Source organism: Oscillibacter sp. (assembly GCF_032060045.1).
In the GTDB taxonomy this organism is placed as follows: Bacteria; Bacillota; Clostridia; order Oscillospirales; family Oscillospiraceae; genus Oscillibacter.
The window spans coordinates 46,936-60,177 of sequence record NZ_DAMBZJ010000008.1; the positions used below are offsets into that span (position 1 = coordinate 46,936).

A 13,242-nucleotide genomic window follows, 5' to 3' on the forward strand; every position below is an offset into this window, starting at 1 on the left:
AAAAGGCTTCTCCGGGTGGTTGGGGATAGCGTTCTTATTGACGGTGATCTGCACTTCGTCCAGCCGATGCTCAAACTCCTTGCCGGTGATGTGGAAGTTGCGCACGTCCACCAGCATCAAATGGTTGTCCGTTCCGCCGGAAACAAGGCGGAAGCCCTCTTTGATAAGCCCCTCGGCCAATGCCTTGGCGTTTTTCACCACCTGCTTCTGATATTCCTTAAACTCCGGACGCAGCGCCTCGCCAAAACTCACGGCCTTTGCCGCGATGATGTGTTCCAGCGGGCCGCCCTGTGTGCCAGGGAACACAGCCGAGTTGATTTTCTTGTATATGTCCTCGTCGTTGCACAGGATCAGGCCGCCCCGGGGACCCCGCAGGGTCTTGTGGGTGGTGGAGGTAATCACATCGGCATAGGGCACGGGAGAGGGATGCTCCCCTGCTGCGACCAGACCTGCAATGTGGGCCATGTCCACCATCAGATACGCGCCCGCCGCGTCGGCCGCCTCACGGAACTTCTTGAAGTCAATGGACCGGGGATAGGCGGAGGCGCCCGCCACAATCAGCTTTGGCTTGTGCTCTTCGGCCAGCTTGATGAGCGCGTCATAGTCGATCTGCTCCGTCTCCTCGTCCAAGCCGTAGGGAATGATGTTAAAATATTTTCCGGAAATGTTCACGGGGCTGCCATGGCTCAGGTGTCCGCCATGAGCCAGATTCATGCCCATCACGGTGTCGCCAGGCTTGACCAGCGCGAAAAACGCGGCCAGATTGGCGTTGGCCCCAGAGTGGGGCTGAACGTTGGCATAATTGCAGCCAAACAGCTCACAAGCACGCTTGCGGGCAATCTCCTCCGTCACGTCCACGGCGTAGCAGCCGCCGTAATACCGGTGTCCGGGATATCCTTCGGCGTATTTATTGGTCAGGCAGGTACCCATCGCCGCCATGACCGCCTCGCTGACCACGTTTTCGCTGGCAATCAGCTCAATGTTCCGGCGCTCACGGGCGAACTCTTCCTTAATAGAAGCACCCACCTCGGGATCATACTTAGAAATAAAATCCATCGTCTCGTGCACCATCTGAATGTCTCCTTTATCATTGTGTATTTGTCCACATGCGTTCGTCAACATATTTTTTACACGGCCTGCCATAATATCCGGCCATTTTACATTTTAGCATAAGCAATTTCGTTTGTGAAGACGGTTTAAAACTATTTTCCAGTTAAATTGGAAATAAACGGTGCGCACGCCGCATCTAAAAAAATCACTCAAGCCGCGCGGGAACGCCGTCCTCGTACAGCCCCTTTTCCGTCACCACCCATGGAACCGGCATGTCGTGCGGCTCAACGGGAATATCCTCGTGGAGCAGCTCCTCCCGGCACAGCAGCACCGCGCTTCCCCGATAGGCGGTCAAAAACCGATCGTAATACCCGCCGCCCTGGCCTAGTCTCCGGCCCGCCCGTCCGCAGCTCAGGCACGGCAGCACCGCGAAGTCCACCTCGTCGGGCGTCAGAATTGGGCAGCTTGTGGACGGCTCCAGAATGCCGAACGCTCCTGGGACCAAATCTTCCAAGGAATTTACCACCCGCAGCTCCATAATCCCTGGTACCTCGGTGCAAAGCGGCAGGCACAGCCGCTTCCCTGCCCGCAATGCATCTTCCAAAATGGGGCGGGTATTGATCTCCCGCTTGGTGCCAAAAAAGCTGAAAACGGTGTGGGCCTCCCGATAATCCGGCAGCGCGCGGACGCGGTCCGCAATCGCCGCGTCGGACTCCTCCTTGTAGCGGACTGAAAGCGCCCGCTCCTGCGCCCGTACCTTCAGCCGCAGTTCCTGTTTTTCTTCCGCAATCGTCATGACAGCGTATCCTCCTTTTTTTCTAGGCTCATCGCGCCGAAGCGCACTGCGCCCATGCCATATTTTCCTCGAATTTTATCTATGGCGGATTCCAATTTTTCCTGCTTTTCGCGCTGGGGCGCTGCGGTATCCAGCAGATCCGTCTGCTCATAGGCGTCGGCCTCCTCCGTCAGAGCGATGGCCGTGACGGTGAGCATCCGGATGGGTGCGGGCGACTTCCAAAAGGTGTCCAGCAGTTCCATGGCCCCATCCGCCAATTCCCGCATTAAATGGGTGGGCGAAGCAAAGCGCTTTTGCCGGGATCGATCCTGAAAGTCCGGCGTGCGCAGTGTCACTGCCACTCCACCCGCGTACATGCCGCAGCGGCGCAAACGCATGGCCACTTCGTCGGAAAGCAAGGCCAACGCCGCGCTCACCTCCCTCTGGGAAGTCAGGTTTCTTTGAAAGGTGGACCCACTGCCAACGGATTTTGGCGGCTCCAGTTCGCTTCGAGGTCGCACAGGCTCATGCTCCAACCCGTTTGCATACTCGTAGAGCTGACGGCCCATCTTCCCCATTAGCGTTTCCAGTTGGTCTACATTCATGGCCGCCAACTGCCCAATGGTCCGCACGCCAAACTGCCCCAGAGTGGCTTGCGCCGTTTTTCCAACGAACAGCAGCGATTCCACCGGAAGAGGCCACACAAAGTCCTTCCAGTTTTGAGGAGAAATCACCGTGGTTGCATTTGGTTTTTTGTAATCGCTGCCCAGCTTTGCAAACACTTTGTTGAAGCTCACGCCCACGGACACCGTCAATCCCAGTTCCTGTTTCACTCTGGCGCGGATCCCGTCCGCCACAGCTCGCCCGTCTCCGCCCAGCAGATGAAGTGACCCGGTCATATCCAGCCAACTCTCATCCACGCTGAAAGGCTCCACCAAGTCGGTGTACTCCTCGTAAATGGCGTTGACCCGGTCGGAATACTCCCGATACAAATGGTGATGGGGCGGCAGCAGCACCAGCCCGGGGCACTTTTTCCGCGCCTGCCAGATGGTTTCCGCCGTGACCACGCCGAATTTTTTCGCCGCCTCATTCTTTGCCAGCACAATACCCCGCCGTGACGTGGGGTCGCCGCACACCGCCACCGGCGCGTCTCGCAGTTCCGGATGGGACAACAGCTCCACCGAGGCATAAAAGCTGTTCATATCGCAGTGCAAAATCACCCGCTCCATGGCGGCGCCCCCCTCCCTGCGCCAAAGCGCGTTTGCGGTATTTGGTATTCCATCTTTATTGTAGCACAAACGTTCGCGTTTGCAAGTCCAATCTCACTCCACCTGCCACGTCGGACTGCCCGCTCCCACTCTGGCTCCACTTTCTACGAAAGCAGGCCGAACGCAGTAAAAGTCGTCCTCCGCTCAGTTGCATCCCGTGTGTGATCGGAGAAAAAGACTAGAATTCAAGGGCATGGAGAAACAAATTCCCCATGCCCTTGTGTCGCACCGCCCGCAGGCGATGCATCAACTCTCAAAACTTCGCTCACGGAGTTATGGGGCCGTTTTCACCCCTTCATTGCCTGCTCGGATTCCTCCAGCCGTGCAATTAACTCCTTGTACTTGGCAATCTTCTCCCGCTCCACATTGACCACGGCCTCGGGTGCATTTGCCACAAACTTTTCGTTTTTCAGCTTGCCCTCGGTGATGCGCAGACCGTTGGCCGCCTTTTCCTTTTCCCGAGCAATGCGGGCCAGCTCCTCCGCCACATCCACCAGCTCCGCCAGCGGAATATAGGCCACCGCCTTGCGGGTGACGATGCTCACCAGTCCGTCCAGCGTTTCCGGAGCCTGAGGGGAGACGCTCACGCGCTCGGCATAGGCCATGCGGGTAATAAAGTGTACCGCATTCTGGAAAATTTCCGGCTCATCGGTCTTCAAAACCAACTCCGTCTTTTTGGAGGGAGGCACGTTCATCTCCGACCGGCGGGCGCGGATGGCGCGGATGGTGTCCATCACCGCCTCCATCGCCTCCGTCTCGGCGGGGAAGTTCAGCGCCTCGTCATACACGGGCCAGCGAGCGGTCATCAGGAAGCCGCCGGTTTCCCCTGCCTCCCGAGGCAGGGACTGCCAGATTTCCTCCGTAATGAAGGGCATGAAGGGATGCAGCAGCTTCAGCACCTGAATCAGCACATAGCACAGCACATTCTCCGCCGCAAGGCGACTCTGAGCGTCGTCGCCGTTCATGCGGGTTTTGGTCAGCTCGATATACCAGTCACAATAGGTGTCCCAGATGAAGTCATACACCTTGGCGGAAGCCACACCGATTTCAAAGGCATCCAGATTCTCCGTGACCTCCTTGACCAGCCCGTTCAGCTTGGTCAAAACCCACTTGTCCTCCTGCTCCAGATTGGCAGGAAGGGCGCAGCTATCAATGCTCAGGTTCATCTGAACAAAGCGGGAGGCATTCCAGATTTTATTTGCAAAGTTCCGCATAGCCTCGCACTTTTCGGTGTAGAACCGGGTGTCGTTTCCGGGGCTGTTGCCGGTGATCAGGTTGAAGCGCAGCGCGTCCGCACCGTAGGCCTGGGCCATCTCCAGTGGGTCGATGCCGTTGCCCAGAGACTTGGACATTTTCCGCCCCTTTTCGTCCCGGACCAGACCGTGAATCAAAACCGTGTGGAAGGGAATCTCCTTCATCTGCTCACAGCCAGAGAAAATCATCCGGGCCACCCAGAAGAAGATAATGTCGTAGCCCGTGACCATCACGGAGGTGGGGTACCAGTAGTTCAAATCCGCCGTCTTTTCCGGCCAGCCCAACGTGGAGAAGGGCCACAACGCGGAGGAGAACCATGTGTCCAGCACGTCCGGGTCCCGGGTCAGGTGGGTGCAGCCGCACTGTTCGCACTTGTCCGGGTCCGTCCGTCCCACATTGATGTGGCCGCACTCGTCGCAGTACCACGCGGGAATCTGATGGCCCCACCAGAGCTGGCGGGAAATGCACCAGTCGTGGACGTTTTCCATCCAGTTGATATAGGTCTTGGAAAACCGCTCGGGGACGAACTTTACCTCGCCGTCCCGTACCACCCGCAGGGCCTCCTTCGCAAGCGGCTCCATCTTCACGAACCACTGGGCCGAAATCAGAGGCTCCACATCGTTGTGGCAGCGGTAGCAGGTGCCCACGTTATGGCTGTAATCCTCGGTCTTCACCAGATAGCCCTGTTCCTCAAGGTCCTTTACGATGGCCTTGCGGCACTCATAGCGGTCCATCCCATTGTAGGGGCCGCCGTTTTCATTGATTCTTCCGTCGTCCGCGATGCAGCGGATGATCTCGAGATTATGCCGCAGACCCACTTCAAAGTCGTTGGGGTCATGGGCGGGAGTCATTTTCACCGCACCGGTGCCGAAGCCGATTTCGCAGTATTCGTCCCCCACAATGGGAATCTCCCGGTTCATGATGGGCAGGATGCAGTTCTTGCCGATCAGGTGCTTGAACCGCTCGTCCTCCGGGTTCACGGCAACGCCGGTGTCGCCCATCATGGTTTCGGGCCGCGTGGTGGCCACCACCAGATCGCCGGACCCATCCGCCAAAGGATAGCGGATGTGCCACAGGTGACCCGGCTTATCCACATACTCCACCTCCGCATCGGACAAAGCCGTAGTGCAGTGGGGGCACCAGTTGATGATGCGGCTTCCTTTATAAATCATGTCCTTTTCATAGAGGTCGCAGAAGGTCTCCCGCACTGCGCGAGCGCAGGTTTCGTCCATGGTGAAGCGGGAGCGATCCCAGTCGCAGGAAACGCCCATCTTCTTCTGCTGCTCTACGATGCGGTCGCCGTACCTCTCTTTCCAAGCCCAGACCCGTTCCAAAAACTTCTCGCGGCCAAGGTCGTACCGGGTTTTGCCCTCTTTTTCCCGCAGCTCCTCCTCCACCTTAATCTGGGTGGCGATCCCCGCGTGGTCCACGCCGGGAATCCACAGAGCAGAATATCCCTGCATCCGCTTGAAGCGGGTCAGGATATCCTGAAGGGTCGCGTCCAGCGCGTGGCCCATGTGGAGCTGACCCGTCACGTTTGGGGGCGGCATCACAATGGAAAACGGCTCCTTTTCAGGGTCCGGCTCCGCCGTAAAGCAGCGGCCCTCCATCCAGCTTTCATAGATGCGAGACTCCACCTGCTGTGGCTCATATACCTTCGGCAGTTCTTTTTTCATGGTTTGCTCTCCTCATACTTAGATATCTGAATTCTATACAGATACAGGCTACCTCAAACAGTGGGACGCGCTTTCACGTCCCCGGAGCTTTATGCCCGCTCCATACTCCGGCGCAAACGCTCTGTCACGCGGTAAACGCGATAGCGCTTGCTGCGGGCCTTCAGCCATCTGCGAAACGCTTCTTCCGCCCCCTCGGTCAGGGCGTTTTTATGCAGCAGAACGGAGGTATCCTCCGCCGGAATCCAAAAAATCAGGTCGCTCTCCCGGACCTCGCCCATTCGGATGCTTTTCCACAGGCGGATTTCCTCGCCCTTTCCGTCCAGCATCCGGCAGTCGTCCCCCTCAAACACAAAGCGCATGGGCCTTGCCCGCACCGCGTCGGTCAAATCCAGCCACCGGGCCCGCGCCTCCCGGACTCCCTGCCGAAACCTCCTGCCCCGCTGCATGGGAAGCCAGAAAAAGCCTATGATGATCAGCGCAAGCAAAACCGTGAACAGCGCCGCCTCCCAGTTCCTCTGCACAAGTGAATATACCGTGAAGCACACTGCCATCACCCCAACCGGAACGCTGGCCCGCGTCGCATTGCTTCGCACCCGCACCCAATCCATCAGCGCCGCCTCCTCCGCAGCCTCCAGCACCGCGCCCTGGGTCGTGTCGAATACAAATCTCTCCATATACCCCTCCAAACAAAAATCGCCCTGAGCCGATCGGCTCAGGGCGAACAAACGTCCGCGGTACCACCTGAATTCGGGAATTTCCCGCACTCTCCCGGCGCTATGCGCCTGCCTCTGTAACGGGAGGTCCCGTTGACCTTACTTTTGCTGTTCAGGCCAATGCTCCGAAACGACTTCTCCGCTGACTTCACGGGAACTTGCACCGTCCGTCCCCTCTCTTTGCATCCGTCCGCAGGTACTGCTTTTCCTCATCGCAGCTTTCCTATTTATAAATCCAGTTTAGTATAACCGCGTGGCCTCATTTTGTCAAGATTGGGTGTAGATCGCCGGAAAATCTTTTCCCAGCGGGATTCTTGTGTTTGCATTGTTCGGATTCTGTGTTACAATAACCGCGATGTAACCAAACTGGGACGCGCCGTCCGCGCCCGTTTTGGGCGCGCTTTTCAAATGATTTTTCAAGAGCTCGGCCCTTCAATATACTTATAGGAAAGGAATTTTTTGGCATGAGCATTTATCAAGCAGACGACAGCGTGCAAAGCCCTTCCATCCTGTTCCGGCTGAACGGAGGACTCTATTGCGCAGACAGCCGCTATGTCTCCACCATCATGGAGCTTCCGAAATACACCCCCGTGCCGGACGCGCCACCCTACATCTCCGGGATTTTCCCCCTCCGGGGCAGCAGCGTCACCCTGTTCAATCTGCGCGCTGCTTTGAAGCTGCAATCCCTTCAGGATGAATTTGAGGAATTCACCGCCATGCTGGACGCGCGCAAGCAGGATCACGTTCACTGGGTTTCCGCATTGGAGCGCTCCATTGAAACCGGTGAACCCTTTTCATTGGCCACGGACCCACATAAATGTAAGCTGGGCAAATGGTATGACAGCTTTAAAACCGACAGTATGGAGCTTTCCTCCCATCTGGCCCAGATGGAGGACCCTCACCGCAGGCTCCACGAAACAGCCCTGCGGGTGGAGCAGTGCGACGCGGCGGGGAACCGCGAAGCCGTGAACAGCTGCAAGCATGCCACGTTAGCCGAGGTCCGGGGCAGCTATATGCCAAAGGTTCTCAGTGTGCTGGAAGACGCCAAAGTGATTTTCCGCATCCGGGAATTTCACGAGATGGTGCTGGTACTTAGCGGCGACACCAGTCTTGGCCTGATGGTGGACGAGGTGTTGTCCGTGGAAACGGTGGAGGAGGAGACGATGGGCGCGCACAATCAGCTTATGACCCGTTCCCCCTACATCCGGCGTGTGGTCCGTGCTCCCGGTCAGGACGAACTGATTCTAGAACTCAGCCTTCCCGATATTTTGCAGGTAGGTGACGAGGTGTCCGCGCTTCGCGCCGCCGGCTCCGCGGGTTAATACGCTTTAAAAAGCGCCGCCCTGCTGAATCTGAGTTCAGCGGGGCGGTATTGCTTATACAGCGGATCATTCTTAAAGTTCATTGGTATACCACTAAGAATAACAGTTTTTGCATTCTGCTCTTTCGTAATTTTTATTGTGATTGAGCATATCCGCCAAATCCAATAGATAATTGGCCAGCACGACAATCCGCCAAGTGGACGGCAATTTTTTCAGGTTGCTTTCAGCCACGCCGTATATGCTGAAGAAATCCGACAAACGGCAAATTTCCCGCCGTACGTATCCGTGAAATTATACTTGCAGTTTCACAGTTTATCCTATATAATATGTCGGTGTGTATTCGTGGGATTTCCCGCATCTTCACTTAAGATTTTGAGAGGACTGAAACGAAAATGAGCGCAAATGATAAGCATTCCAGAACCGCGCGGGAGGCGCAGCAACAGAAGGAGGCCCGGCGTAGTAACATTATGTACGCCGTAATTGCCATCCTGTTCGCCCTTCTGGTGGTAACCGTACTTGTATGGAAATCCAACATTATCCAGAAAAACGCCACCGCCGCCACACTGTATACCCAGCTTGCCTCGGCGGAGGACCCCGCCGCCAGCGGCTCTTCCTCCGCAGAAAAGACCGTTTTGGCAGACGTGAAAGTACCCCAGCTAAGCTACTATTTCGTAAACATCTATCAGAACTTTGTCCAGCAGAACAGCTCGTATATCGCCTATCTGGGGCTGGACACCGGTAAGGACCTGCGTTCTCAGTCCTATCCCGGCGACGAGACACAGACCTGGTTTGATTATTTTGTTGATCAGGCTATTGACCAGATGTCCGCCATCTATGCACTAAACGACGCGGCAACGAAAGAGGGCTATGTATGGAACGATGCCATGCAAGCCCAGTTCGATGCAAACGAAGAATCTCTTAGCGCCACTGCCGCCTCCGCCAATCTGAGCGTTGTCAAATACCTCCAGAGGATGTACGGCTCGACCATGAGCCGCAGTGTCTACGAGGCAGAGATGAAGCGCGTGATTTTGGCCAGCGACTTTTCCAAAAGCCATAACGACAGCCTGACCTATACGGACGAAGAGTTGGAAGCCGAATACGCCGCCAATCGCAACGCCTATGATGTGGTGGACTATCAGAGCGTTCGCATCAGCGGCACCGCCGAGGCTACCATAGATGCTGACGGAAACAGCGTGGACCCCACTGAGGTGGAGAGCGCCGCCGCTTTGAACGCGGCCAAGCAGTCCGCCGACGAGTTGTATTCCGGCTTCAAGTCTGGAAAAAGTCTGTCCGATCTGGCGAAGGACAACGACAAGATGTCCTATACCAACGGCAAGGCCGGTTCCTATTCCTCCGGCGTGCTGATGGATTGGTTGTTTGACAGCGGTCGTCAGGCTGGGGACTCCGCCGTTTTGGCCGACGAGGATAACGCCGCCTATTACGTGGTGTCTTTTGGTCAGCGCTATCGTCAGGACTATAAGACTGTAAACGTGCGCCACATCCTCCTCCAGCCCGAAGCCGGCAAGATTGCGCAGGGCGAGGACGGCTATGACGAAGAACAGGCCAAGCTGAAAGAAGAGGCCAAGGGAAAGGCCGAGGACCTTCTGTCTCAGTGGACAGCAGGTGCGGCCACCGAGGATTCCTTTGCCCAGCTTGCCAAGGAAAACACCATGGACGGAGGCTCTCAGTCCAATGGTGGGTTGTACGAGCAGGTTTATCAAGGCCAGATGGTTCCCACCTTCAACGACTGGTGCTTTGATTCCAGCCGCAAAGCCGGAGACACCGGCGTGGTGGAAACCGATTACGGCTATCACATCATGTACTTTGTGGGCGAGAACCTTCCCTACTGGCAGGTACAGGCAACCAGCACCCTGCGGAATCAGGATTTTGGCACATGGTACGACGGTGTCATCGCCGGGTATACTGGCGAGACTGCCGACGGCGTCAAATACGTGTCCGCGAGCTAATTGCATCGTGAAACACGGGCCGGCAAAAGCCGGTCCGTGTTTTTTTAAGAACACTTAGACAGATAAGAGGAAAACACTATGGAACATCAATTTCTGCGCAACGAAATGCTTTGGGGGCAGGATGGGCAACAGCGTCTTGCCCGTGCCCACGTGCTTTTGCTGGGCCTTGGCGGGGTGGGGAGCTATGCCGCAGAATGTCTGGCCCGCGCCGGCGTGGGCGAACTGACACTGGTCGACAGTGACACTGTGTCTCTCACCAACCTGAACCGCCAGCTGGAAGCGCTTCATTCCACCGTGGGCCGCCCCAAGGTGGAAGCCATGGCCGAACGCCTATTGGATATCAACCCCGGGCTGAAAATGCACCCTATCCATGCTTTGTACAATGCCGAAAACCGAAACCGTTTTTTTCCCGAGGGCTGCCGGTACGACTACATTGCGGACGCCATCGACCTTGTGTCCTGCAAGCTGGATTTGGCAGAAACCGCGCTGCGTCTGCACATTCCTCTCATTTCAGCTCTGGGCACCGGAAACAAGCTGGACCCCTCTCTGCTGCGAATTGAGGACATTTCCAAAACCTTCGGCTGCCCGCTGGCCCGCGTGATGCGTCGGGAGCTAAAGAACCGGGGTATCCGGCATCTTCCAGTGGTGTTCAGCCCAGAGGAGCCAGCTTCCTCCGTTCGCCAGATGGAAGTACCCCCGCCGGGGCGGCGCAGCGTTCCCGCCAGCAACCCCTGGGTCCCGGCCACCGCCGGACTGCTGCTGGGCAGTGCCGTGGTGCGCAGCCTGCTGGAAGAAACGGAGGGGTTGGTATGCTGATTGGAACAACGGTCAATACACTGGCCATTTTGGTCGGCTCTGTGGCCGGGCTGAGCTTGACACGGATTGCAAAGCACCTGCCCATGGCGAATGGCAGTGCGCTGGGGCAGCGGCTTCAGGACATGGTTATGAAGAGCGTGGCTCTGTGCGTGCTCTATATCGGTTTGAGCGGTTCCCTAAAAGGGGAGAACATGCTGATTGCCATTCTCTCCATGGTGCTTGGTGCGTTGCTTGGGGAACTGCTGGATCTGGACCGACAAATGCGCTCTCTGGGCGATTGGTTACAGAAGAAGACGGAACATCTAGTTCCTGGCGGTACCTCTTCTGTCTCAGAGGGATTTGTCGCCGCAAGCCTTCTGTTTTGCGTTGGAGCCATGTCGATTGTGGGTGCACTGCAAGACGGACTGACGGGCGACCATTCCACCTTATTTGCAAAAGCCCTGCTGGACGGCATCAGCTCCGTCATTTTCGCCTCCTCTCTAGGAGTCGGCGTGGCCTTTTCCGCTGTCACGGTGTTCCTCTTTCAAGGAAGCATTGCCGCGCTGGCAGCCCTCATTTCCCCATTGCTTGGGGACGCGGTCGTGGCGGAGATGACCTGTGTGGGGTCGTTGCTGATTATCGCCCTGTCGCTGAATCTGTTGGGCGTCACCAAAATTAAGGTCATGAATTTGACCCCGGCCTGCCTTCTGCCCATTCTGCTCTGCTGGCTGAGCGAATGCATCCCCGCTCTGTTTTGAAACGCCAACCCTTTACGATGCGAATTTGCCGTCGGGAGAATACCTCCCGACGGCCTTTTTTTGCATGCTTTTTATGTGACACTCTATTGCACGCCATTGTTCCAGAGCAGAAGTTCCTCTGCAAGTATTTGCAATAATTTTTATCCAAGTGGGGCAACCTATGGAAAATCATCACAAGGCGGTGTTTTTATATGAGCAAAAAACGCGTTGGACAGCGGACTGTCCGACTGGACTCTCCCCCATCCATCCTCTCCTTTGCCGCCACCGGCGGAAAGCTGGAAAAGCAAGGTCCGCTGGCGGCCTGTTTCGACGAATTGTGCGAGGACTCGTTTCTGGGGGAAAAAACATGGGAAAAGGCAGAATCCCGGATGCAGCAAAAAACGGTGCAAACGGCCCTGGATAAGGCCAAGTTGCACGCTGGCGATTTGGATTATATTTTCGCCGGAGATCTTTTAAATCAGTGCATCGGCACTTCTTTTGGCCTGCGGGAATTTGAGATTCCCTTCTTTGGGCTGTACGGCGCCTGCTCCACAATGGGGGAATCTCTGGCCATGGCGGCCATGAGCATTGACGGCGGCTTTGCCGAGCGAGCCGCTGCAGTCACCTCCTCCCATTTCTGCACGGCGGAACGGCAATATCGTATGCCCGTTCCCTACGGCAATCAGCGTTCCCCCACTGCACAGTGGACCGCCACCGCGTCTGGTTGCTGCATTCTGGGCCGCGAGGGAGAGGGCCCCTTTGTCACCCATGTCACCTGCGGCAAAATCGTGGATAAGGGCGTGACCGATGTGAATAACATGGGTGCGGCCATGGCGCCTGCCGCCTACGACACCATTTCCGCTTTTTTCAAGGATACAAAGACAAAGCCCTCAGACTTTGACCTGATCCTTACCGGCGACTTAGGCGAGCTGGGCCACAGCATCGTCCGGGGCTTTTTCCAGCGGGACGGCGTGGATATGAGCAAAAACTATCTGGATTGCGGCATGTTGCTCTATGACCGGGAAAAGCAAGACATGCACGCTGGCGCCTCCGGCTGCGGCTGCTCGGCGGCGGTGCTGTGCGGGTATCTTTTGCCGGGACTGCGGGCCGGAAAGTGGCGGCGCATTCTCTTTGCCCCCACCGGGGCGCTGCTCTCCCCCACCTCCAGCTTTCAGGGGGAGTCCATTCCCGGTGTGTGCCACGCGGTGTGCCTTTGCACAGAGCGCTAGGCTTTTTTCTTTCCCGGCTGCCAGCCTTCCGCATAATTCGGGCAAACATGGAAAAGCTGGGAGAGAAAAACTCGGTTGGAGGTTTTTATGGACTATTTAAAAGCATTTATCTGCGGCGGAATTCTCTGCGCCATCGGGCAAATTCTCATTGACAAAACAAAACTTACGCCCGCCCGCATTCTCACCGGGTACGTGGTGGCGGGCGTGCTGCTGGGGGCCGTGGGCGTTTATAAGCCGATTGCCGACTGGGGTGGCGCCGGAGCCACGGTGCCTCTTACCGGCTTTGGTTTCTCTTTGGCCAAGGGCGTGGAGAAGGCGGTGGCGGAGCAGGGCTGGCTGGGCGTGTTCACCGGCGGGCTTACCGCCACGGCGGGCGGCATTGCTGCGGCCGTGATCTTCGCCACTCTGATGGCACTACTATTCCGCCCCGGAGACAAACGATAAGTATAAAAAAGC

Annotated in this window: 11 protein-coding genes and 1 other annotated feature; of the genes, 6 read left to right on the forward strand and 5 right to left on the reverse strand. The window is 56.8% G+C overall.

Annotated elements, in window-relative coordinates:
• The 5 genes from glyA to RT018_RS04965 form a co-directional block, all read right to left on the reverse strand.
• Positions 1 to 1,071, reverse strand: a 1,071-nt coding sequence (glyA, locus tag RT018_RS04945; RefSeq protein WP_312939809.1) for a serine hydroxymethyltransferase, incomplete at its 3' end; no start/stop codon positions are given.
• 184 nt (positions 1,072 to 1,255) lie between these two features.
• Entirely contained in the window at positions 1,256 to 1,846 is a 591-nt protein-coding gene (locus tag RT018_RS04950; protein WP_312939811.1) for a 5-formyltetrahydrofolate cyclo-ligase, read from the reverse strand.
• Complete coding sequence (gene dinB, locus RT018_RS04955) at positions 1,843 to 3,054, reverse strand: DNA polymerase IV (RefSeq protein WP_312939812.1); 1,212 nt, start codon at positions 3,052 to 3,054, stop codon at positions 1,843 to 1,845. Before dinB ends, RT018_RS04950 begins: the two co-directional genes overlap by 4 nt.
• A 326-nt stretch (positions 3,055 to 3,380) precedes the next feature.
• A complete protein-coding gene (locus tag RT018_RS04960; RefSeq protein WP_312939814.1) occupies positions 3,381 to 6,023 on the reverse strand; it encodes a valine--tRNA ligase in 2,643 nt (880 codons plus the stop codon).
• 89 nt (positions 6,024 to 6,112) lie between these two features.
• Positions 6,113 to 6,697: a hypothetical protein gene (locus RT018_RS04965; RefSeq protein ID WP_312939815.1), complete on the reverse strand. Its 585-nt coding sequence runs from the start codon at positions 6,695 to 6,697 to the stop codon at positions 6,113 to 6,115.
• A gap of 36 nt (positions 6,698 to 6,733) precedes the next feature.
• Positions 6,734 to 6,958 (reverse strand) — a binding site (T-box leader).
• A 242-nt stretch (positions 6,959 to 7,200) separates the two neighbouring features.
• On the opposite strand from RT018_RS04965, the gene RT018_RS04970 reads away from it, so the two are divergent.
• From RT018_RS04970 to spoVAE, 6 genes are all read left to right on the forward strand, one after another.
• Positions 7,201 to 8,058, forward strand: coding sequence for a chemotaxis protein CheW (locus RT018_RS04970; RefSeq protein WP_312939817.1), 858 nt, complete (start codon positions 7,201 to 7,203; stop codon positions 8,056 to 8,058).
• Positions 8,059 to 8,450: 392 nt separating this feature from the next.
• A complete protein-coding gene (locus RT018_RS04975) occupies positions 8,451 to 10,025 on the forward strand; it encodes a peptidylprolyl isomerase (RefSeq protein ID WP_312939819.1) in 1,575 nt (524 codons plus the stop codon).
• Positions 10,026 to 10,103: 78 nt separating this feature from the next.
• Entirely contained in the window at positions 10,104 to 10,841 is a 738-nt protein-coding gene (locus tag RT018_RS04980) for a tRNA threonylcarbamoyladenosine dehydratase (RefSeq protein ID WP_312939821.1), read from the forward strand.
• On the forward strand, positions 10,835 to 11,578 hold the full coding sequence (locus RT018_RS04985) for a DUF554 domain-containing protein (protein WP_312939823.1): 744 nt from the start codon (positions 10,835 to 10,837) through the stop codon (positions 11,576 to 11,578). The genes RT018_RS04980 and RT018_RS04985 overlap by 7 nt, the downstream gene beginning before the upstream one ends.
• Positions 11,579 to 11,769: 191 nt before the next feature.
• Positions 11,770 to 12,786 carry a stage V sporulation protein AD gene (spoVAD, locus tag RT018_RS04990; protein ID WP_312939825.1) on the forward strand — a complete coding sequence of 339 codons (1,017 nt, stop codon included), beginning with the start codon at positions 11,770 to 11,772 and terminating at the stop codon, positions 12,784 to 12,786.
• 87 nt (positions 12,787 to 12,873) lie between these two features.
• Entirely contained in the window at positions 12,874 to 13,230 is a 357-nt protein-coding gene (spoVAE, locus tag RT018_RS04995; protein WP_312280864.1) for a stage V sporulation protein AE, read from the forward strand.
• Positions 13,231 to 13,242 lie beyond the last annotated feature (12 nt).